General features: G+C 64.5%; 21 protein-coding genes. 11 read left to right on the top strand and 10 right to left on the bottom strand.

Annotated elements, in window-relative coordinates:
* Nucleotides 1-8: 8 nt before the first annotated feature.
* Together fumC and LZ536_RS09185 are read right to left on the bottom strand one after the other, a co-directional pair.
* A complete protein-coding gene (gene fumC, locus LZ536_RS09190) occupies nucleotides 9-1,403 on the bottom strand; it encodes a class II fumarate hydratase (protein ID WP_249848340.1) in 1,395 nt (464 codons plus the stop codon).
* A gap of 143 nt (nucleotides 1,404-1,546) precedes the next feature.
* On the bottom strand, nucleotides 1,547-2,032 hold the full coding sequence (locus tag LZ536_RS09185; protein ID WP_249848339.1) for an SspB family protein: 486 nt from the start codon (nucleotides 2,030-2,032) through the stop codon (nucleotides 1,547-1,549).
* A gap of 47 nt (nucleotides 2,033-2,079) precedes the next feature.
* On the opposite strand from LZ536_RS09185, the gene LZ536_RS09180 reads away from it, so the two are divergent.
* Nucleotides 2,080-2,457: a histidine triad nucleotide-binding protein gene (locus tag LZ536_RS09180; protein ID WP_249848336.1), complete on the top strand. Its 378-nt coding sequence runs from the start codon at nucleotides 2,080-2,082 to the stop codon at nucleotides 2,455-2,457.
* Between the two features lie 97 nt (nucleotides 2,458-2,554).
* Nucleotides 2,555-4,126 carry an amino acid permease gene (locus LZ536_RS09175; protein WP_249848335.1) on the top strand — a complete coding sequence of 524 codons (1,572 nt, stop codon included), beginning with the start codon at nucleotides 2,555-2,557 and terminating at the stop codon, nucleotides 4,124-4,126.
* Between the two features lie 55 nt (nucleotides 4,127-4,181).
* On the opposite strand, the gene LZ536_RS09170 is transcribed toward LZ536_RS09175, so the two are convergent.
* Nucleotides 4,182-5,177, bottom strand: a complete 996-nt coding sequence (locus tag LZ536_RS09170; protein ID WP_249848333.1) for an adenosine kinase — start codon at nucleotides 5,175-5,177, stop codon at nucleotides 4,182-4,184.
* 140 nt (nucleotides 5,178-5,317) lie between these two features.
* On the opposite strand from LZ536_RS09170, the gene LZ536_RS09165 reads away from it, so the two are divergent.
* A complete protein-coding gene (locus LZ536_RS09165) occupies nucleotides 5,318-5,656 on the top strand; it encodes a hypothetical protein (RefSeq protein WP_249848332.1) in 339 nt (112 codons plus the stop codon).
* On the opposite strand, the gene queG is transcribed toward LZ536_RS09165, so the two are convergent.
* On the bottom strand, nucleotides 5,606-6,688 hold the full coding sequence (gene queG, locus LZ536_RS09160) for a tRNA epoxyqueuosine(34) reductase QueG (protein ID WP_249848330.1): 1,083 nt from the start codon (nucleotides 6,686-6,688) through the stop codon (nucleotides 5,606-5,608). The two genes, LZ536_RS09165 and queG, sit on opposite strands and share 51 nt — an antisense overlap.
* Nucleotides 6,689-6,716: 28 nt before the next feature.
* Here queG and LZ536_RS09155 point away from each other — a divergent pair, with 28 nt between their 5' ends.
* From LZ536_RS09155 to LZ536_RS09140, 4 genes are all read left to right on the top strand, one after another.
* Complete coding sequence (locus tag LZ536_RS09155) at nucleotides 6,717-7,664, top strand: ABC transporter ATP-binding protein (RefSeq protein WP_249848328.1); 948 nt, start codon at nucleotides 6,717-6,719, stop codon at nucleotides 7,662-7,664.
* Nucleotides 7,661-8,878: an ABC transporter permease gene (locus tag LZ536_RS09150; protein ID WP_249848326.1), complete on the top strand. Its 1,218-nt coding sequence runs from the start codon at nucleotides 7,661-7,663 to the stop codon at nucleotides 8,876-8,878. The genes LZ536_RS09155 and LZ536_RS09150 overlap by 4 nt, the downstream gene beginning before the upstream one ends.
* Before the next feature lie 9 nt (nucleotides 8,879-8,887).
* Nucleotides 8,888-9,178 (top strand): hypothetical protein, encoded by a 291-nt coding sequence (locus LZ536_RS09145; protein ID WP_249848324.1) that lies wholly within the window; start codon nucleotides 8,888-8,890, stop codon nucleotides 9,176-9,178.
* 68 nt (nucleotides 9,179-9,246) lie between these two features.
* On the top strand, nucleotides 9,247-10,083 hold the full coding sequence (locus LZ536_RS09140) for a hypothetical protein (protein WP_249848322.1): 837 nt from the start codon (nucleotides 9,247-9,249) through the stop codon (nucleotides 10,081-10,083).
* Here LZ536_RS09140 and LZ536_RS09135 read toward each other — a convergent pair.
* Genes LZ536_RS09135 through LZ536_RS09115 form a run of 5 tightly spaced genes read right to left on the bottom strand, consistent with a single transcriptional unit; the run spans nucleotide 10,052 to nucleotide 13,948 of the window.
* Nucleotides 10,052-10,807, bottom strand: coding sequence for an isocitrate lyase/PEP mutase family protein (locus LZ536_RS09135; protein WP_249848320.1), 756 nt, complete (start codon nucleotides 10,805-10,807; stop codon nucleotides 10,052-10,054). The two genes, LZ536_RS09140 and LZ536_RS09135, sit on opposite strands and share 32 nt — an antisense overlap.
* 56 nt (nucleotides 10,808-10,863) lie before the next feature.
* On the bottom strand, nucleotides 10,864-11,607 hold the full coding sequence (locus LZ536_RS09130) for an isocitrate lyase/PEP mutase family protein (RefSeq protein WP_249848318.1): 744 nt from the start codon (nucleotides 11,605-11,607) through the stop codon (nucleotides 10,864-10,866).
* Between the two features lie 11 nt (nucleotides 11,608-11,618).
* Nucleotides 11,619-11,906, bottom strand: coding sequence for a hypothetical protein (locus LZ536_RS09125; RefSeq protein WP_249848317.1), 288 nt, complete (start codon nucleotides 11,904-11,906; stop codon nucleotides 11,619-11,621).
* Between the two features lie 45 nt (nucleotides 11,907-11,951).
* On the bottom strand, nucleotides 11,952-12,758 hold the full coding sequence (locus LZ536_RS09120) for a LytR/AlgR family response regulator transcription factor (RefSeq protein ID WP_249848315.1): 807 nt from the start codon (nucleotides 12,756-12,758) through the stop codon (nucleotides 11,952-11,954).
* A complete protein-coding gene (locus tag LZ536_RS09115; protein ID WP_249848313.1) occupies nucleotides 12,755-13,948 on the bottom strand; it encodes a sensor histidine kinase in 1,194 nt (397 codons plus the stop codon). Before LZ536_RS09115 ends, LZ536_RS09120 begins: the two co-directional genes overlap by 4 nt.
* Before the next feature lie 118 nt (nucleotides 13,949-14,066).
* On the opposite strand from LZ536_RS09115, the gene LZ536_RS09110 reads away from it, so the two are divergent.
* The 4 genes from LZ536_RS09110 (at nucleotide 14,067) to LZ536_RS09095 (ending at nucleotide 19,881) form a co-directional block, all read left to right on the top strand.
* Entirely contained in the window at nucleotides 14,067-14,651 is a 585-nt protein-coding gene (locus tag LZ536_RS09110; RefSeq protein WP_249848311.1) for an HD domain-containing protein, read from the top strand.
* A gap of 18 nt (nucleotides 14,652-14,669) precedes the next feature.
* Nucleotides 14,670-16,610, top strand: coding sequence for a M1 family metallopeptidase (locus LZ536_RS09105; RefSeq protein ID WP_249848309.1), 1,941 nt, complete (start codon nucleotides 14,670-14,672; stop codon nucleotides 16,608-16,610).
* Nucleotides 16,611-16,612: 2 nt separating this feature from the next.
* Nucleotides 16,613-17,308, top strand: coding sequence for a phosphatase PAP2 family protein (locus LZ536_RS09100; protein ID WP_249848307.1), 696 nt, complete (start codon nucleotides 16,613-16,615; stop codon nucleotides 17,306-17,308).
* 236 nt (nucleotides 17,309-17,544) lie between these two features.
* Nucleotides 17,545-19,881 (top strand): putative bifunctional diguanylate cyclase/phosphodiesterase, encoded by a 2,337-nt coding sequence (locus LZ536_RS09095; protein ID WP_249848306.1) that lies wholly within the window; start codon nucleotides 17,545-17,547, stop codon nucleotides 19,879-19,881.
* A gap of 7 nt (nucleotides 19,882-19,888) precedes the next feature.
* Here LZ536_RS09095 and LZ536_RS09090 read toward each other — a convergent pair whose 3' ends face one another.
* Nucleotides 19,889-21,337 (bottom strand): CYTH and CHAD domain-containing protein, encoded by a 1,449-nt coding sequence (locus tag LZ536_RS09090; protein WP_249848304.1) that lies wholly within the window; start codon nucleotides 21,335-21,337, stop codon nucleotides 19,889-19,891.
* Nucleotides 21,338-21,357: the final 20 nt, after the last annotated feature.

Raw genomic sequence — 21,357 nt, 5'->3', positions numbered from 1 at the left:
GCAGGAAATCAGCGGCCGAGCATCTTCTCGGGTTTCACCACACGGTCGAAGGTTTCCTCATCGACCAGGCCGAGGTCGAGCCCGGCCTCTTTCAGGGTCATTCCCTTCTTGTGCGCATGCTTGGCGATGGCCGCCGCATTGTCGTAGCCGATCTCCGGCGCCAGCGCCGTCACCAGCATCAGCGACCGGCCCATCAGCTCGCCGATCCTCTGCTCGTCCGCCTCCAGGCCATCAAGGGTACGCTCGGTGAAGCTCACCATGCCGGTGCTGAGCAGGTTGATTGAACGGACGACATTGGCACCGATCAGCGGCTTGAAGACGTTGAGCTCCATGTGGCCTTGCAGGCCGCCGACGGTCACGGCAACGTGATTGCCCATCACCTGGGCGGCGACCATCGTCAGCATCTCGCACTGGGTCGGGTTGACCTTGCCCGGCATGATCGAGCTGCCCGGCTCGTTCTCCGGCAGCTTCAGCTCGCCAAGCCCGCAACGCGGGCCGGAGCCGAGCAGGCGGATATCGTTGGCGATCTTCGAAACCGAGACGGCAATCGTGTTGAGCACGCCCGACAGCTCGACCAGCGAGTCATGCGCGGCGAGCTCGGCGAACTTGTTCGGCGCCGAGGTGAAGGGAAGCTGGGTAAGGTTGGCAACTTCCTTGGCGAACTCCTCGGCAAAGCCCTTGGGCGCGTTGAGGCCTGTGCCGACCGCCGTCCCCCCCTGCGCCAGCTTGAGGACTCGCGGCAGGACGCTTTCGACCCGCTCGATATTGTCGGCCATCTGCGCCGCGTAGCCGGAGAATTCCTGGCCAAGCGTCAGCGGAGTCGCATCCTGCAAATGCGTACGCCCGATCTTGACGATCGAATCCCAACGCAGCGCCTGGTCGGCCAGTCGCTCGTGCATGCGCTTCAGCGCCGGGATCAGCGTACGCACGACGCCAATGGCGGCGGCGATATGCATGGCCGTCGGAAAGCTGTCGTTCGACGACTGGCCCTTGTTCACATGGTCGTTGGGGTGAACCGGCGACTTGCCGCCACGATTGCCGGTCAGCTTCTCGTTGGCGCGTCCGGCGATCACCTCATTGGCATTCATGTTCGACTGCGTACCCGAGCCGGTCTGCCAGATGACGAGCGGAAACTGGCTGTCGAGGTCGCCCCGCGACACTTCGCCGGCTGCCTGCTGGATGGCTTCGGCGATTTCCGGATCGAGCAGGCCCAGCCGCGCATTCACCCTGGCCGCGGCCTGCTTCACGAAGCCGAGCGCGTGGACGATCTCCAGCGGCATCTGCTCGCGCGGGCCGAAGGGGAAATTGCCGATCGAGCGCTCGGTCTGCGCGCCCCAATAGCTGTCGCCGGGGACTTCGATCGGGCCGAAACTGTCGGTCTCGGTACGGGTGTTGGTGGCCATTGTTCTTCCTTCGTCATGCCGGACCTGATCCGGCATCCGCCTTTTCTTGTTGGCGGCTTAAGGAAGGCAGACCGTGATGCAAGCGCAATGTTCCCCAAACATTGCTGGCTTGCATCACCAAGCCCGGGGTGACGCGTCACCAGCTACTTTTTGCGGGTGAAATCCACGTTGACGACGTTGGAGCCGTCTTCGCTCGTCGCCGACGGTGCGGCCGGGACGTCATTGTCCGCGTCGTCATGATCTTCCGGCGGCTCCGGCGCATTGGCCTGGAACTTCAGGCTGAAGTCCACTGCCGGATCGACGAATTCGGTAACGGCCTCGAATGGCACGGACACGGTCGTCGGCACGCCGCCGAAGCTCAGGCCGACCGAGAACCAGTCGTCCTCGACCTTCAAATCCCAGAAGCGGTGCTGGATGACGATCGTCATCTCGTCGGGGAAGCGCTCGGCGAGATGCTTGGGAATGCTGACCCCGGGCATGCGGGTCTGGAAAGTGATGTAAAAATGATGGCCGCCGGGCAGCCCGCCAGTCTCCTCGACCTCGCGCAGAACGCGGCCCACCACCTGGCGCAGCGCCTCCTGGACGATCTCATCGTACGGAATCAGGCTTTCAGGCGTGTCGTCGGTCATCGATTTCGTGGTAGCGAGCCGCGCAAGCCGGTCAAGCGGAGACAGACATGCCGATCGATTCCAAGCAGCCTTATGACGATGGGAACATCTTCGCGAAGATTTTGAAAGGCGATTTACCCTGCAAGAAAGTCATGGAGAACGAGCATGTCCTCGCCTTCCACGACATCAACCCCTTGGCACCGGTCCATGTCCTGGTGATCCCCAAGGGACCTTATGTCAGCTGGGACGACTTCTCTGAAACGGCCAGCGACGTCGAGATTGCGGCGCTGACAAGGGCGGTCGGCGAGGTCGCAAAGATGGTGGGCGCCGATGCTCAGGGCTACCGGGTCCTGTCGAACGTCGGCAAGCGCGCCGGCCAGGAAGTGCCGCACCTCCACATCCACATCTTCGGCGGGCAGCCGCTGGGGCCCATGTTGGCGCGCTGAGCGTTTCTGTCGCGATTTTTTGAATTGCCCTCACGGTTTCAGCCGCTAGGCTCCGCGATCGAAACAATCGGCACTTTTCAGTAGAGGGTTGGTACACATGGCCACTGCCGCTCCACGGGGGCTCCTCGGGCGCATCATGCTGCGCAAGAGCGTTGCTCAAATTCAGCATGAGACCCAGACAAGCGAGCTCAAGCGCTCGCTCGGCCCCTGGAACCTCGTCTTCCTCGGCATCGGCTGCATCATCGGCGCCGGTATTTTCGTTCGCACGGGAAATGCAGCCGCGCTTCACGCGGGTCCGGCCGTGCTCATCTCTTACGTGATCGCCGGCATCGTCTGCGCCTTCGCCGGCCTTTGCTATGCCGAACTGGCTTCAACCCTGCCCGTCTCCGGGTCAGCCTATACGTACAGCTACACCACCATCGGCGAATTTGCCGCCTGGATCATGGGTGCGCTGCTGTTGCTCGAATATGGCCTGGCGGCTTCGGTCGTCTCGGTTGGCTGGTCGGGCTATATGGTAAGCCTGCTCGCCGATATTGGCGTCAATATCCCGGCAACGCTGACCGGTCCGATGGGCCATCCCAAGGAATTGGCCGACGGGACCGTCATCACGACCGTCTTCAACCTGCCCGCCTTCCTGGTCTGCGCGGCTTTGGCGATCCTGCTGGTCGTCGGCGTGTCGGAATCGGCCAAGTTCAACAATGCGATCGTCGCCATCAAGGTGACGGTCCTGACCGCCTTCATTCTTGTCGGCGGCTTCATCCTGCTCAAGAATCTGCCCACCTATTTGCCCAACTGGGATCCGTTCATTCCGCCGCCCACAGGGGCGAAGGGTGAGTTCGGCTGGAGCGGAATCCTGCGCGCTGCATCGATCGTCTTCTTCGCCTACATCGGCTTCGAAGCGGTTTCGACGGCCGGGCAGGAGGCAAAGAACCCCGCCAAGGACATGCCGTTCGGCATCATCGGATCTTTGGTCATCTGCACGGTCATCTACATTCTGGTGTCGATCGTGCTGACGATGATCGTACCTTATACCAAGCTCAACGTGCCCGATCCGGTCGCGGTCGCGGTCGACGCCTTCGGGCCGCAGTGGGGTTGGTTTGCAAAAACGATCAAAGTTGGCGCGATCGTTGGCCTCACCTCGGTCATCCTTGTGCTGATGTATGGCCAGACCCGGATCTTCTACACCATGGCCCGCGACGGCCTGTTGCCGAAGGTCTTCTCGACCGTGCACCCCAAGTTCCGGACGCCGTGGATCAACACGCTCGTCGTCGGAATCCTCGTCGCCATTGCCGGCGGTTTCTTCGACATCAACTTCCTTGGCGACGCGACCTCGGTCGGAACGCTGGCGGCCTTCGGCATCGTCTGCCTGACGGTGATCTGGCTCCGTCGCACGCATCCGGAGATTCCGCGTGGCTATAAGGTGCCGCTCTATCCGGTGCTCCCGGTGCTCGGCATCGTCAGCTGCTTCGCGCTGATCTTTACCGTCGAAACGAAGGTGCTGATCTTCTTCGGCTGGTACATCGTCGGAGCGGTCGCCCTCTACTTCGTCTACGGAATGCATAATTCCGAGCTGGCGAAGGGCCACCAGGTCGCCGCGACCGGCGAACCGGCCTTGTTCCCTGAAGACGAGCCGCGCGACGAGAGCGGCAAGCCGGTCATGCGACCGTAGTTCCTGTCGTCGGGCAAAAGAGAGGGCGGTCCCGGCGACGGGGCCGCCCTTTCTGTCAGGCGAGGAGGCCGCCGGCTAGTTCCTTGAGATTAGCCTCGGGCCGCGCACCGTAATGCTGGATGACTTCAGCGGCAGCGATAGCGCCGAGCTTCAGCGAATCATGTAGGTTCCTGCCCCATGCCTGGCCGGCGAGGAAGCCGGCGGCGAACAGGTCGCCGGCACCCGTCGTATCGATCAGCCGTTCGATCGGTTCGGCCGGGACATCGGCGCGCTCACCGCCAGCGATGGCGGTGGCGCCGTTCTCGGAGCGGGTGACGACCAGCATGGGCACGGCGGCGGCGACCTTGGCGATGGCGGCATCGAGATCGCTCTCCTCGGCCATCGAAGCGATCTCCGCTTCGTTACCGAAGAGGATGTCGACCTTGCCGTCGTTCAGCAGTTGCCAGAAGCCGTCGCGGTGACGGTCGACGCAGAAGGTGTCGGAAAGCGTGAAGGCGACCTTGCGGCCGGCGGCATGGGCGGCATCGATCGCCTTCTCCATCGCCGCGCGCGGTACCGGCGGGTCCCACAAATAGCCTTCGAGATAGACGATGCCGGCGGCGGCGACCTCGGCCGGGTCGATGTCCTCTTTGTCCAGCATCTGCGCCGCGCCGAGGAATGTATTCATCGTCCGCTGGGCATCGGGCGTCACCAGGATCAGGCAGCGCGCGGTGGCGCCGACGTCGGCCCGGGCCGGGACGATGAAGTCGACGCCGAGGCTCTCGACGTCATGTTGGTAGATGGCGCCGAGCTGGTCGTCGGCGACCTGGCCGATGTAGCCGGTCTTGCAGCCCAGCGCCGCGAGGCCGGCGGCGGTGTTGCCGGCCGATCCGCCCGACTGCTCCACCCCGGGCCCCATGACTCCGTAGAGCCGCTCCGCCTCGCGGTCGTCGATCAGGCGCATCATGCCCTTGGTGAGACCCTGCTCCTCGATGAAGCGGTCGTCGGCATCGGCGATGACGTCGACGATGGCATTGCCGATGCACAGCACATCGAGGCGGGGAGCGGTCATTTGAACTTCCTGCAAGAATCCGGAGAGCGGCCCGTTACCCAAGTCGTCATTCCCGCGAAAGCGGGAACCTAGATTTTCTTTTCCTGAGTCCCCGCTTCCGCGGGGATGACGGACAGTAGAAAAACCGCCATGACTTGCTCATGCGTCGCCTGTTCATCATCGTTGGTATTTCAGCCCTCGCCGCCTGCGCCCCTAAGGTGCAGACGCCGGCGGTCGTCACCAGGCCCATAGCGCCGGTCGGGACGACGATGATCGGTTTCACGGAGAACGACCTCGTCTCGCGCTTCGGCCAGCCGACCTTCCAGGTGAAGGAAGGCCCGGGCACCAAGCTGCAGTGGGCGCACAACGGCTGCGTGCTCGACGCCTATCTCTATCCGGAAAGCGGTCACATCGGCGACCGCGTCGCCCATGTCGACACCCGCGCGCCCTCAGGCGCCGACATCTCGATCAACACCTGCCTCGACCTTCTGCAACGATAGGCGTTCCAGAGCCCATTGGGCGGCGTCGACGACCACGGGATCCTCGTCGCTCACGAGCGGCGCGACCTTGTCGACAAGGGACTCATCCCCGCTGTTGCCCGCGGCAATCAGGCAATTGCGGACGAAGCGGTTGCGGCCGATCCGCTTGATCGGCGAGCCGGAGAACATTTCGCGGAAGCCGGCGTCGTCGAGCCCGAGCAAATCTTCGAGCCTGGGTGCGGTCAATTCGGCGCGCGGCAGGAAGGCGCGGTTGGCGGCGGCACTGTCGGCGAAGCGGTTCCACGGGCAGGCGGCCAGGCAATCGTCGCAGCCGTAGATGCGATTGCCCATCGCCTCACGAAACTCATGCGGGATTGGCCCGTGATGCTCGATGGTGAGGTAGGATATGCACCGCCGCGCATCGATGCGGTGTGGGCCGGTGATGGCGCCGGTCGGACAGGCCGTGATGCAGGCCGAGCAACTGCCGCAATGCGTCCCGGCTTCCATCGGCTCATCCGGCTGAAGCTCCAGGCTGGTGTAGATAATGCCGAGGAACAGCCAATTGCCATGCTCGCGGCTCAATAAATTGGTGTGCTTGCCCTGCCAGCCGATGCCCGCGGCCGCTGCCAAGGGCTTTTCCATCACCGGCGCCGTATCGACAAAGACCTTGAGCTCGCCGCCGAACCGGTCGTGCATCCAGCGCCCAAGCGCCTTCAGCCCCTTCTTCACCGTCTTGTGATAGTCGCCGCCCTGGGCGTAGGCCGAGATGCGGGCGCGTTCGGGATGCTCCGCCAGCGTCAGCGGATCGACCGCGGGCGCATAGCTCATCGCCAGCGCAATCACCGACCGCGCATCCGGCCACAGGCCCTGCGGCGATGAGCGCTGCGCCGCCCTCTCCTCCATCCAGCCCATCTCGCCGTGCCGGCCGTCACCGAGCCAGTCCATCAGCTCGCCGCCGGCTTGGGGCGCAGAGTCAGCGCGTGCGAAACCGCAGGCAATAAAGCCCAATTCGGCCGCTTTTTCGCGGATCTCCTGCTCGATGGTCATTGTCATTTAAGGATGGCGGCTTAGCACAGTGGCCATGAACGCCAGTATTTTGGCCGTCGAGGCCCGCGATCTCGTGAAATTTTTCGGGGACACCAAGGCGGTGGACGGCGTCAGCCTGGCCGTCCCGGCCGGCTCGATTTACGGCATCCTCGGCCCCAATGGCGCCGGCAAGACGACGACCTTGCGGATGCTGCTCGGCATCATCGACCCTTCGACCGGCGAGCGGAGCCTGCTCGGCTACGACCGGCCGCTAGAGGCCGCGCACGTGGTCGGCTATTTGCCCGAGGAGCGCGGCCTCTATCCCGCCATGAGCTGCCTCGAAGCCATCGCCTTCATGGGTGCGCTGCGCGGCCTTCCGGTCCGCGAAGGCAGGGCGCGCGGCGCGGAATTGCTGGCGAGCCATGGCCTTGGCGACTGGGCGAAGAAGCCGATCCGCACCCTGAGCAAGGGCATGGCGCAGACGGTCCAGCTGCTCGGCACCATCGTCCACAAGCCAAAGCTGATCGTGCTCGACGAGCCCTTCTCCGGCCTCGACGCCATCAACCAGGAAAAGCTTGAGGCGCTGATCCGGCGGCAAACGTCGGAGGGCACGACCATCCTCTTTTCCACCCACGTCATCGCCCATGCCGAGCGGCTGTGCGAGCGCATCGCTATCATCGCGCGCGGCAAGGTCGCATTCGAAGGCGGCGTCGACGAGGCCCGCAACCGGCTTCGGCAGATCGTCCATTTGCGCACCCGCGCCGAGGATGGCCCGTGGCGCTCCGCGATCCCGGCGGATGCGCGCCGCGTCGGCAAGGAATGGGTGTTCGAGCTTCCGTCCGGCGGCCCCGAGCCGCTGCTCAAGGCGCTGATTGAAGGCGGCGCGGGTATCGAGACCCTGAGCATCGAGCGGCCAGGCCTGCACGATGCCTTCGTCGCCATCGCCGGCGAGGCGGCGGCCCGTGAAATGGGCGACGCCCAGAACCAGGCGGTGGCCGCATGAAGCTGAAGCAAATCATCCAGTCGGCCTTCGTCATCGCCCGCCGCGACTTCACCGCGACGGTGTTCAGCAAGACCTTCCTGCTATTCCTGATCGGCCCGTTGTTCCCGGCGCTGCTGGGCGGCGGCTTGGGCGGCATCGGGGCCAAGATCGACGAAGACGCCAGGAAGCCGGTGGTGGAGGTGATCGCCAACGACACGGACTTTGCCCGAATCGCGCAAGCGCGAGGGCGTCTGGCCATGGCGATGAGCGAAGAAGACCTGATCATCCTCGTCCAGGCGAGGCCCGAAGCAAATCTCGGCGCCCAGCGAGACCGCTTGCTGAAGCAGGAAGACCCGCCTGTCCTCGGCGTCCTCGAAGGCGGTCTTGAAAAGCCGTTCTTCTCCGGCGCCGTGAATGCCGACGGGCGGACCATCCGCCAGCTGCAGTGGATGCTCGACGACACCCGAAGGCCCATCGCGGAGCATGTCCCGAACGTCGCCTTGGGCGTGAAAATCCTCAACCAGTCGTCCGGGACGCTGCAGGCCGCGCGAGCACTGACAGCGCGAGCGGGGCAGTTCCTGCTCTTCTTCCTGACGCTGCTGCTGGCCGGCATGGTGCTGTCGCAGCTGATCGAGGAGAAATCGAACAAGGTGATCGAGATTCTGTCCGCCGCCGTTCCGGTCGACGCCATCTTCCTTGGCAAATTGTTCGCCATGCTCGCCATCTCGCTGGTCGGCATCGCCGTCTGGGTTATCGCCGGCGCCGCGGCCATTTCCATCTGGGCCCCCAACGGTCTCGGCAGCCTGCCGGAGCCGGCCGTCGGCTGGCCGATGTTCCTGGCTTTGGGGCCCGTCTATTTCGCCATGAGCTATTTGCTGATCGGCGGCGTCTTCCTCGGCATCGGCGCGCAGGCTTCGACCGTCCGCGAGGTCCAGACCCTGTCGATGCCGGTGACCATGGCGCAGGTGCTGCTGTTCGGCTTCGCCAGCATGGGCGTCGGCCATCCCGACAGTCCCGTCGCCCTCGGCGCGTCCGTCTTCCCCTTGTCCTCGCCCTTCTCGATGTTCGGCCGCGCCGCCGAACAGGCAGCGCTCTGGCCGCACGCGGTCGCACTGCTCTGGCAGGCCCTGTGGGTAGTGCTGATCCTGAAGATTTCGGCAGGCCTCTTCCGCCGAAGCGTACTCAAGTCCGGCCCCGGCTTCCGCTGGCCGTGGCAAAGGCGCGCGGCGGCCTGAGTTGGGACAATGATCGTCAAAGGTACAAAGGGGCTGATCATCACGCTCGCCGTGATAGCGATCCTGTTGCTAGTCTGGGCGATGCAGCTGCCTCAATATGGCGACGGCGCCATCGGCACCATCATGGTCCTGATGGCGAGCTTCGCCGCATACGTACTGATGCTTGCCCTCGCCGTGCCGATGACCATCCGGTCACTCCGTCGCCGCGAGACTTTGACGGAGGCGGGCTGGCTGTGCGGCGCCATCACCGCGCCCATCGCCTGTTGGCTGGTCGCGGCCTGGTGGTCGTCGGTGATCTGAAGGCGCCGCGCGCCATCTGGCAAGGCGCGCAGAATCAGGCATAGTGCGCCCAACGGGGGGCGTGGGGCATGATCCTGTTCAAGCGCGTGGGCAGTGCTTTCAAGGGCATCGAGGGGCGTGAGTGGGCGCTCCTGACGCTGGAGACGCTAGGCGTCGTCGCCGGGATCATGATCGCGTTCGAACTCAACGAATGGGCATCGCGGCGGAACGAGGCTGCGCGTCATCAAATGATGATGGAACGCCTATTCGAGGAATCGGAGTGGGACATCACCATCCTGCGACCGTTCAGGGACGGCATGCGTGAGCAAGTGAAAGATGAGGAGGAGTTCGCCTCCCAGCTTAGCAGCGGCAAGTGCCCGCCAGAAGATCTCTGGCGCGCCGTGGGTACCGTAGCGATGTTGCCGGCTCTTGATGCCCCTCGCTCGGTTTACAATGAGTTGATGGGGGCCGGGGGTTTATCGTCAATAGACGACGAGTCCGTTCGAGCGCAGATCACGAATTTCAACCGGTCGATGGCGTGGGGCCAAAAGCAGATCGACTATTTCAGGATGGTGAAACGCGATCCAGTCCCCGCTGAAGACGCCAGAGTACGTGTGGCGTACGATCCAAAAGCGGATGAGCCGCAGGTTGAAACCTATGATCGTGAGGCTCTTTGCAGTGATCAAGCATTTAAGAACCGGATGGCCCAGGAAACCCGACAGCATCGCGTTGCGCTAAGCTATCATGAAGGGGCATATGAAGACGCAATCTGGATGTGCGCGGCTCTAGGAGAGAGCCTCGGCCGGCGCTGTAACCCGACTGTGGGCGGCCAACTGGCTCCTGACGATATGAAGATCCTGAACAAGGCAATCCTCAAGTACCGGGAGGACCACGCTAAGAAATCGCCTCCCGCGCCATCGAAGTAAGCGCAGCCATCAAGTCCATGTGGGGAAATGGCCCGTAGCTGATGCGGGCGATGCCTGCGCTGGCCCATTGCTCGCGGTTCGGCGCGCCGGGGAAATGCATGGCGTTCACCGGCAGGGGCACGGCCTTGCAGATGCGCTCTACCAGCGTCAGGTCGCCGAGGCCGGGAATGAAAAAGCCGCTCACGCCCGCATCGGCATAGGCGCGGCCGCGCTCGATGGCGGCGTCGGCCAAGGTGGCGTCATGGGCCGAGGCGTCGGCCTTCAGGAACAAATCGGTGCGCAGGTTGATGAAGAGGTCGGGGCCGACGGCGTCGCGGAGGGCGCGGATGCGGTGGGATTGATAGTCGATCGAATGCAGTCCCTCGCCGCCGACGACCTGGTCCTCGAAATTGCAGCCGACGACGCCGGTAGCAGCCAGCCGCTTCGCGTTGGCGGCGACGGCTTCGGGCGCCACAGCGTAACCGCCCTCGAAATCGACCGTCACCGGCAGGCCGACCGACTGGACGATGCGGTCGGCATTGGCGAGCGCGAAGTCCATCGGCACCGCCTCGCCATCGGGAAAGCCGTTGGCCATGGCGACCGAGGAACTGCTGGTGGCGATGGCCTTGGCGCCAGCCTCGGCTATGGCCGTGGCCGAGCCTGCATCCCAGGCGTTGAACAGGATCAACGGGTCGCCGGGAATATGAAGCGCCGCGAAGGCGCGTGCCTGGTCATTCTGGGTCATTGCGCCCCCGTATCCGTCGGTCCGTGGCGCCGCTTCCCGTTTCTTGCGCTCAACCCCTAGTTGATGGCCGCGCTCGCCATCTCGGTAAGTTTCGCCATCAGCGCGCGGTGCGGGAAGGGGCCGTGGCTGATGCGGGCGACGCCGGCATTGGCCCAGACTTTCTTGTCGGGTGCGCCGGGGAAAGCGATGAGGTTGAGCGGCAGCGGCACTTCCTTGACGACGCGTTCGGCCTGCTTCGGATCGGCCATGCGCGGCACGAAGAAGCCGCTGGCGCCCGCATCGGCGAAGGCCTTGCCGCGCTCGATCACCTCGTCGAGCAGCGCCGCATCATGGTCCTGGGACTTGATGTAGAGGTCGGTGCGGGCATTGATGAAGAACGCATCGCCGACCGCCTTGCGGATGGCCTCGATGCGTTTCGCCTGGGACTTCAACGGGTGGACGCCCTCCCCGCCGATCACCTGGTCCTCGAAATTGCAGCCGATGACGCCGATTGCGGCGAGCGCCGCGACATTGGCGCCTGCCAGCAGCGGATCCTCGGAATAGGCGCCCTCGAAATCGACGGTGAGCGGCAGGTCGACCGCGGCCATGATGCGGCTGGCGTTGGCGAAGACATAGTCGAGCGGGACCTTCTGGCCGTCGCCGAAACCCGCGGCGTCGCCGACCGGATGGCTGCCGGTCGCAAACGCCTTTGCGCCTGCCGCCGCGACCGCGACCGCGCTGCCCGGGTCCCAGATATTGTACAGAATGACTGGGTCGCCGGGCACGTGCAAAGCGGCAAAGGTCTCATATTTCGACGGCATGACTTTCCCCCTTAAGGAACCTTGTCGAGCTTCTTCTTCAATTCCTCGATCCAGTCCTCCGACCCGCCCGGCGTGGTGGCGGCAGTGCCGTAGCGGATCTCCCGCTCCGCCTCCTCGGGAGTCAGCTCGCGCGTATAGGAAATGGTCAGCCGACGGCCGAAGAAATCGTCGCCCTTGAGCCTGAGCTCGGCCTCCGAATCCTCCGGCAAATTGTCCCGGATCGTCTTCAGATATTCGATCAGCCGGTCGAGCGAGGTGTACTCACTGATCTCGATGAAATCCTTCACCCGTCTCGCCACGGCAGCCTCTCGTTGATGGTTTAAAGAACGACGGCGCAGCCAGGATTAGTGCACAAACCGCGCAACCACGTCCCGGTAGGAACGCGAAACCTTCACTTGCGCTCCCGAATCCAGGACCAGGAAACATTCGCCGTTGGTGTGCGGCTTCACCTGCCGGACGAGGTCGAGGTTGACGATCGTCGAGCGGTGCACGCGCTGGAACCGGCGCGGGTCGAGCCGCTTTTCGAGGTCCTTCATCGTCTCGCGCAGGATGAGCGTGTTGTCGCCGGTCATGATGCACATATAGTCGCCGGCGGCATCGATCCGCTCGATCGTGTCGACGTCGACCCGGAAGATCTGGCCCTGGTCGCGGATGTTGATCATCTTCTCGAAGCGGTTGGCGGCGGGGCCTTCCGCACCGACGGTTTCGGCCAGTTCCTCCGCCGCTTCGGGCGCATGTTCGACAAGCGTTTCGCGCAGGCGCTCGGCCTCTTCGGCCCCGCGCTTCTCGGCGAGGCGCTGGCGCACCCGGTCGAGGGTAGCGGCGAGGCGGTCTTCCTCCACCGGCTTGACGAGGTAATCGACGGCCTGCGCTTCGAATGCGCGCAAGGCGTGCTCGCCGAAGGCGGTGACGAAGACGAACAAGGGCGGCTCGACCTCCATCAGGCCCTGGACGACCGAGAAGCCGTCGAAGCCCGGCATCTGGATGTCGAGGAAGACGAGGTCGGGCTTGTGCGTCTTGATGGCGCGGATCGCCTCGCGGCCGTTGGCGGCGGTCGCAACGATCTCGACGTCCTCATGCGCCTGCAGACGGAGCTGCAGCCCCTGCGTCGCCAGCGGCTCATCATCGACCAGGATGGTGCGGATGGTCATTCGGATTCCTTATCTTCGTGAATGTCGCGCCCCCTGCTCTCGAACGGAATGTCGAGAATAACGCTGAACCCCCCATGTTCGTTCTGTCTGGTCTGGAAGTCGTGCGCGGCGCCATAGGCTTGCGCCAGACGGTCCTTGATGTTCGGCAGACCGACGCCGGTGGACTCGTGGACCGCGAGGCCGGACTGCGTTCCCGGGCCGCTGTCGGCGACTTCGATGCGAATGCCGTGGCCCTGCCGCTCCGCCTTGATCCAGATGTCGGCGCCGTTTTCGCTCGGCGTCACCGCATATTTGATGGCGTTTTCGACCAGCGGCTGCAGCAGCAGTGACGGCAAGCGCGCGCCGATGGTCGACGGGTCGATACGGAAGTGCGGGCGGAGGCGATCCTCGAAGCGCATCTTCTCGATCTCGAGGTAGAGCTTCAGCGTCTCCACTTCCTGCGCCAAAGTCACCTGCGCGGTCGGCTCATTGACGAGCGTGTAGCGCAGGAAGGACGACAGGCGGGCGAGCATCGCATTGGCGCGTTCGGTCTGCTTCAGCAGCACCAGGGTCGAGATGCTGTTCAGCGTGTTGAACAGGAAGTGCGGGTTGAGCTGGTAGCGGAGCATCGCCAGCGTCGCCGAGGAAGCGGCGCTTTCCAGCTTGGCACGCTGGTTGATCTCCTCTTCCAGCAGCAGGTAATAATTGATGCCGTAATAGAGCGCCGACCAGGCGGCGAGCAGCGAGAAGTTGAGCAGCAGGGCGCCGAGATACTCAATGCCGACCGGCCGCGCCCCGGGTCTCAGGAAGGTCGCGTAGCTCCAGGTCTCGATGAACGAGAAGGCGAAGCTGGCGACGATGACGGCGAACAGCGACAGCAATGCGGTCAGGAGCGCCCGCATGGTGATGAGCCGGCGGTAGAGCGAGCCCATCAGCAGGGTGATCGAATAGCCGGTCGCGGTCAGCAAGAGCGTGTGGACGACGAACATCGCCCCCATCGAATTGGCGATGCCGCTCAGCGAACGGAGCGTGAAATAGCCGGTCCAGCCAATCGACTGCAGGACCCAGAAGGCCTTGTTCTTGTCGGCGAAGAAGGGCGCATCGAGGCCGACGCCCTTCAGGATCGGGCGGGCCGGCCCCTTGGGACGCGGCCGTGGCCGCGGGTCGGCTTGAACCGCCGCATCGAGCAGGCGCGCGCTGTCGCTCGCCATCCTAGCTGCCTTGTCCCTGACGCCGCATCGAGCCGGATATAGGCGAGGCAAGCGCGAACCCCAAGGCTTGGCGACAGGGCCGGGCCGGGTCTATGGCCCCATGCGGAGAGGACAGGCCATGAACGAAGTGCAATCGCGCGCGACCTTCCGCAGCATGGACGAGGCTCGCCCGGAGGACTGGGCGATCATCGGCAATCACTTCATGCACTACGGCAAGGGCCTCGCCGACCGCGTACTCGACCACCTGCGCCTTCTCGACGGCGATTATGGCGGCTTCCCGGTCGACCGGCTTCAGCACAGCCTGCAGACGGCGACCCGCGCCCATCGGGCCGGCGAGAGCGAGGACTATGTCGCCGCCGCCCTCCTCCACGACATCGGCGACACGCTTGGCAGCTACAACCATCCGGACATCGCCGCGGCGATTCTGAAGCCCTTCGTCGACGAGAAGCTGCACTGGATCGTCGAGCACCACGGTATCTTCCAGGGCTATTATTTCTTCCATTACCTCGGGATGGACCGCGATATGCGCGAGCAGTTCCGCGGTCATGAGCATTTCGAAGAGACGGCCCGATTCTGTGAAATCTACGACCAGGCGGCGTTCGATGAGGCCTATGACAGTGCGCCCCTGGCCTTCTTCGAACCGATGGTTCGCCGCACTTTCGCGGCACCGAAGCGAACCATCTACGTTACCCAATCCGAATAAGACGGAGTTCCCTTCCCCATGATGCGTCTGTTCGCCGCCACCGCCGCGGCTTTGCTCCTGCTTTCCGCCTGCGAGAAATCCGACGAGGCGCCAAGGGTCACTGAGAAGGAGACGACCGAAGCGCCGAGGATCGCGCCGGTCCTGACGACCGCCGACGCGGTCGATCCGCACAGCTTTGCCAAGCCGTTGGAGGCAAGGGTCTATCACGTCGCGCTCGACCTCAGCGTCGACTTCGACGCCAAGCGGGTCTCTGGCACCGCGACGCTCGATATCGACCGCAAGCCGGACGCCAAGGAAATCGTCCTCGACGACAAGGGGCTGGAGATTCAGTCGATCACCGACGGCGAGAAGCCGCTTCAGTACAAGGTCGGCGCCGTCGACGAGAATTTGGGCACGCCGCTGGCGGTGGCGCTCAACCCGGACACGAAGAAGCTGGTCATCACCTACAAGTCGGCGCCCGATGCGCAGGCGCTGCAGTGGCTGAGTCCGGCGCAGACGGCCGGCAAGCAGCACCCCTATCTCTTCAGCCAGGGTGAGGCGATCTACAACCGGAGCTGGATCCCGACGCAGGACAGCCCTGGTATCCGCCAGAGCTGGGAAGCCAAGATTCACGTCCCCGCCCCGCTAACCGCAGTCATGAGCGCGCCGCGCGCCGCCGAGCCGCTAACCCAGGGCGGCGAGACCATTTTCTCCTTCAACATGGACAAGCCGGTCGCGCCCTACCTGATCGCAATCGCGGTCGGCGATTTGAAGTTCCGGTCGCTTGGGCCGCGTACCGGCGTGTGGACGGAACCGAGCATGCTCGACGCCGCCGCGGCCGAGCTCGCCGATACCGAGAAAATGGTCGATGCGGCCGAGAAGCTCTTCGGCCCCTATCGCTGGGGCCGCTATGACATGCTCGTCCTGCCGCCGTCCTTCCCACTGGGCGGCATGGAGAACCCGACGCTCACCTTCCTGACGCCGACCTTCATCGCCGGCGACAAGAGCCTCGTCAGCCTGATCGCGCACGAACTGGCGCACAGCTGGTCGGGCAATCTCGCCACCAACGCGACCTGGGCCGACTTCTGGCTCAACGAGGGGACCACGACTTACGCCGAGCGGCGGATCGTCGAATCGCTTTATGGCCCGAAGGTCGCGGCACAGCAGGTAGCCTTGGGCGTCGATGCATTGAACAAGACCGTTGCAGAAAATGGCGGCTCCAAAGGCGCCGATACGAGGTTGCACATCGACCTCAAGGGCCGTCACCCCGACGCCGGCCTGAGCGATATCGCTTATGAAAAAGGTTCGGCCTTCCTGCGTACCGTCGAATCCATCGTCGGCCGCGACAAGTTCGACGCCTATATGCGCGGCTGGTTCGACCGCCACGCCTTCCAGCCGGTCACGTCCGCCATGTTCCTTGCCGACATGCGCGAGCATCTGGTCAAGGGCGACAAGGCGCTGGAAGCCAGGTTGCAGCTCGACAATTGGGTCTACAAGCCCGGCATTCCGTCGAACCTGGTGAAGCCCGACCCGCAGGCATTTGCCGAAGTCGACAAGGCCGTTGCCGCCTTCGCTGCCGGCAAGCCGCTCGACACGGCTCTTTGGGCCAGATGGACGACCGACGAGCGCCTGCGCTTCCTCAACAAGTTGCCGCGCAAGCTGCCCAAAGCGCGTCTCGACACGCTCGAGCAGGGTCTCAAGCTCAACGATATCCGCAACAGCGAAGTGAGGTTCGCCTGGCTCGATCTGGCGATCGGCAATCGCTACGACCCGGCCATTCCGAGCGTCGAGCAGTTCGTCACCAGCCAGGGCCGCGGCAAGTTCGTCCGCCCGCTCCTATCCGCGCTCTTCGAGGACGAGGTATGGGGCCGCCCGAAGGCGATCGCCATCTATGCCAAGGCGCGGCCGATGTATCACCCGTCGGTGACCGGCCGCATCGACAAGCTGGGACTGGGCGCCCCAGCGGCCAACAAGAACTAGTCATGCGCCTGCCGCGACTGCGTACGGACGGCCGTATCCTCACGGCCTTCCTCGCGCTCGCGCTGCTGCTGTTCCTGTTCCTGCGGCTCGCCTGGGAGATGAGCGAGGGCGAGACGCTGCCGATCGACAAGACGCTCATGCTGGCGCTTCGGGCCAGCGACCCTTCTGTGCCCGTCGGGCCGCCTTGGCTTTCGAATATCATGCTGCAGCTGACGGCGCTGGGCGGCGCCCCGGTGCTGTGGCTCGTGACCCTGCTTGCGACCGGCTATTTACTGGCTGCCCGGCGCGCCAAGACGGCCGGATTCCTGTTCGCCTCCATCGCGCTGGGCATGGCCTTGAACGGCATCCTGAAGGACCTGTTCGCCCGTCCGCGGCCGGAACTGGTCGCGCATCTCGTCCAGGTCCAGACGACCAGCTTCCCGAGCGGTCATGCGATGAACTCGGCCATCGTTTATCTCACGCTTGGCGGGCTGCTGGCGCGGGCGGAGAAGCGCCATTCCGTCCGCATCTTCCTGCTCGCGGCGGCCATCGCTCTCACTATGATCGTCGGCTTCTCGCGTGTGTATCTCGGCGTTCACTGGCCAAGCGACGTCGCTGCAGGCTGGTGCGTCGGCGCCGCCTGGGCTTTGGGCTGTTCGCTCGCGGCCCGGGCGCTCCAACGCCGCCAAGCCATTGACCCGCCAGGCAAAGGCCCCTGAACGCTTGCGGTTAAGCGCTCCATTTTTCGTCGATTCATTACATCGCAAGAACGCCCAGTGGCCGGTTTCTTCCCGCCGACGGTCTTCATACTGATCCGGCTCGCCACCTGGCGGAAAAATCGCTCTCGCGGCCAGTAAATCCGCCGACGTCGGAATTCGTCCGCCTGAGGCAAGTTTTAACCGCCCTTAAACCCTCTTCAGCTACCTCCGTCCGGCTCAAGATTGCAGGATCCGGGATGTACGAGGCGCCTGACCGTTACAAACGCATGGTTTCAGCCCGCCTGCCGGGCGGCGAATCGCTCGCTCTCACTGCCGGTGCGCAGAGTGAGGGAAGCTCGCCCCTGCGCGACGTCCAGCTGATCTCCCGCGCCCAGCTCGCGCCCTTCTTCGCCGCCGCCAACACCGTGGCGGCACTGCTCATCGTCGCCGAGCTTTGGCTGCACGTGCCGGCACAGTGGCTGCTTGGATGGGCAGGCCTCGTCGGCCTCGTCAATTTCGGGGCGATGCATGTCGCCCGGACGCAGGCCATCACTCATGTCGGCCGTTCGGGCCGCCCGGTGCCGGAATGGTTCCTGGTCGGCGAGGTCGTCGTGCGCGCATCCTTGTGGCTCAGCCTGCCGCTCTACGTCTTTCCATGGCTTGAGCCCGGCAGCCAGATTATCACCGCCTCCCTGATCGCCGGCCTCGGCGTTGCAGCGCTCGGCCTCGTCGTGATGCCCGCCTGCGTTACCGCCTGGATCGCCAGCTTCACGGCCGCGGTTTGCTTCGCCTTGTTCCTTGCCCGCAAGCAGGTGCCTTTCCTGCACACGCTCGACATCCTGTTTACGCTCGGTGTCGCCACGGTCGGCGTCTTCACGGTCGCCCGCTGGGCATTCGGCCAGCTGAAGACCAACGCCGACATGGGTTCGGCCAGTGAGAGCGCATCGCTGCTGCTGCAGGAATATGAGCAGCGCGGCGTGGGCTGGCTGTGGCAGGTCGATGGCGAAAATCGCGTCACCTACATCAGCTCGCGCATGACCGCCCTGCTGGGCCGTCCCGCCAGCGCGCTCCTCGGCCACTCGCTGCCGTCGCTGCTCGGCGGCCATGCCGAGCTCGGCCGAATCCTGCTTGAGAAGGCTCCGTTCAATAATCTGGAGATGGAGCTTGGTACGCCGCGCGGCCCGCGCTGGATTTCCATCGCCGGCGACCCGATCATCGACACCGCCGGCCGCTTCGAAGGATTCCGCGGGGTCGGCTCGGACATCACCGAAATCCGCCAGACGCAGGAGCGGCTGACCCATCTCGCCAACATGGACGTGCTTTCCGGCCTGCCCAACCGCGGTCGCGTCCGCCAGCTCCTGGGCGAGTCCCTGCGCCAGGCGACGGTCAGCAATGTGCCTTGCGCGATCATGTTCCTCGACCTCGACGGCTTCAAGCCGGTCAACGACACCTTCGGCCACCCGAAGGGTGACGCCGTCCTGCAGTCGGTGGCCAAGCGCCTGTGCGAACAGGTCGGCAGCGACGGGCATGTGGGCCGCATGGGCGGCGACGAATTCGCCATCGTCGTCGTCGATGCACAGAGCCGCAAGAAGGTCGAGATGCTGGCCGAGGCGATCATCAAGTCGATCGCCGAGCCCTACATGATCGACGGCACCGAGATCCGCATCGGAGTCTCCGTCGGCTGCGCCTTCGGACCCATCGACGGCGCCACCGTCGACGATTTGATCCTCAAGGCCGACCTCGCTCTCTACCAGGCGAAGGACGCCGGCCGCGGTGTCGCCCGTTACTTCTCGTCTGAGCTGCAGACCGAGCAGGACGACCGTGTGCGGCTGGAGGGGGACCTCCGCCAGGCCATTGCCGCCAAGCAATTCCACCTGGTTTTCCAGCCTTTGGTCAGCGCCAAGACGCAGAAGCTGACCGGCTTCGAGGCGCTCATCCGCTGGAACCACCCGCAGCGCGGCTTTGTGCCGCCGCCGGTTTTCATCCCGGTTGCCGAGGAAACCGGCCTGATGGTGGCCATCGGCGAATGGGTGATCGACGAGGCCTGCCGCGCCGCTGCGACCTGGCCGGAGCCGATCACGGTCGCAATCAACATCAGCCCGAAGCAAATCATCATGCCGGCGCTGCCCAACATCGTCAGCCAGGCGCTGTCGCGCTACAAGCTGGCCGGCAACCGGCTGGAGCTGGAAGTCACCGAAGGCGTCTTCCTGGGCGACACCAACCAGACGCTCGATGTGCTGAAGCGCCTGCGCCAGCTCGGCGTCGGCATCGCGCTCGACGATTTCGGCACCGGCTATTCGTCGATCGGCTACCTCAACAAAGCCGTCTTCCACAAACTGAAGATCGACGGCAGCTTCGTCCGCGAGGCCGGCACGCGGCCCGAAAACGTCGCCATCATCCAGTCGATCGTCCAGCTCGCCAAGAGCTTCCGCATGAACGTGACGGCGGAAGGCGTCGAAACCGCCGAGGATTTCGAGCGCATGCGCGACCTCGGCGTCGACACCATCCAGGGCTATCTGTTCGGCAAGCCTTTGCCCTACGAGCGCGCCAACCAGATGGTTGTCGGCCTCGGCACCCAGCGCAAGTCGGCCTGACCGCGCTTCAGAATTCTTGTTTCCAATAGGCGCCGGTTCTGAGCAGAGCGCGCAGGTGCCGGCGACTAGCCTGCAGCAATTGTTCTTCGTCGGGGGCGAACTCGTCGGGTGGTTGGCGCACCTTCCTTGTCGGTGAAAGCGCACGCGCCGTCGCGAGGTCGTTCAACACGCCGAGCGTTTCCTGCAAATTCTCGACTGCCTTCGCGAACCGTCTCTGGCTGCTGTGCCGGCCTAAGGCCGCCTCTAGGAACTCGAGGGAGTAGCGCATCTTCTTGCCATCGATCCGCAATTGGTGCCGCTCAGTAACCGACAAAGTATCGAAGGCCTCGGCGCCGCCCTGGATAGCGCGCCACAGCCGATCGAGCCGCTTGAGCGCGAACGTCATCAGCGGCTGCTGCGCCCTCTTCCCATTTCGCCACGCCCCGGCATGGGTCCAGATGACGAATTCGAGCATCCAGCTGCGAAAACGGGCGGAGGCTAGCATTCGAGCGATTGCTGCGTATGCGCGCTCGCGCTTGCGCTCCATCACCGGCCGCCGCCGTTCGGCGGGCGGGACGGCGAAAAGCATCACGTCCAGGTCCCGCGCGGGTCCGAGCCGATTGGTGAAGTCCCCGAGCGCGGCACGCAGCCGAACGGATTCCTCGTCCTCCATGGCCGGCTTGAACAAAGACAAGGCAGCCCGAAGCCGGCGTATCGCGACCCGCGACTGGTGCAGCGCTTCCGGGTCCCGGTCAGCGCCGATCAGCGGCTCGTTCAGCCGGAACTGCTTGATGCACGAGGAGAGGATGGTGGCGACGCCGTCGGCTACCGTCATATCCTCATCGACGACGATCGGGTCTGCCTTGAATGCCTTGCATGATTTGCGCTTGGCGAGGGCGATCCCGCGTTCGGCCTTGGATTGCACGCCGAGGCGGACGGGGATGCGGCGGCCGATGCTCCTGGCAATTGCGGACAAGTCGCCGACTTCGCCTCGCTTCAGCTCCAGTTCGATCTCGTGAAAATCGTCGTGGGCCCCGCCCGCTCGGACCTGGCCTTCGTCGAACGCCACCTCGACCAGCCCCTTGCCGGCGGGAATCAGCCAGGTCGATCGTTCCACCTCGACCGTGACAACCGGGGCCAGGCGTCGGAGCTGATGCGTACTCAAAAGTGCGGCGAGCGGGGTCCAGGCGATAGCATCGGAATCGGGTCGAAGGCCGTGGACGACCTCCTCCCACTCTTCCCGTTCGAAGAGGCCGGCCGAGAACTCGGAACGCTTGATCGTCTGCACGAAACGGCCGCGCGATTCGCGCACGCGCAGGGTCCAGCCATGGCGGCGGAGCCTCTTCCTGCGAGTATCGAAATAGACGGACGCCTGGCAGGCGACGTCTGGCTCCACCCGCCGCAGGAGCGGGAGCGCCCGAAGCTTGTCCGAAAACTCGGGCGCCACCTCAAGTTTGAGCTCCATCTCCAGGCTCATGGCGCGCCTGATAGCCGAAA

The sequence above is a fragment of the Sphingomonas alba genome, from assembly GCF_023516555.1.
Classification (GTDB): Bacteria; Pseudomonadota; Alphaproteobacteria; order Sphingomonadales; family Sphingomonadaceae; genus Sphingomicrobium; species Sphingomicrobium album.
Note: the sequence above shows the minus strand (reverse complement) of the source record. Positions and strands in the feature narration are given on the sequence as shown.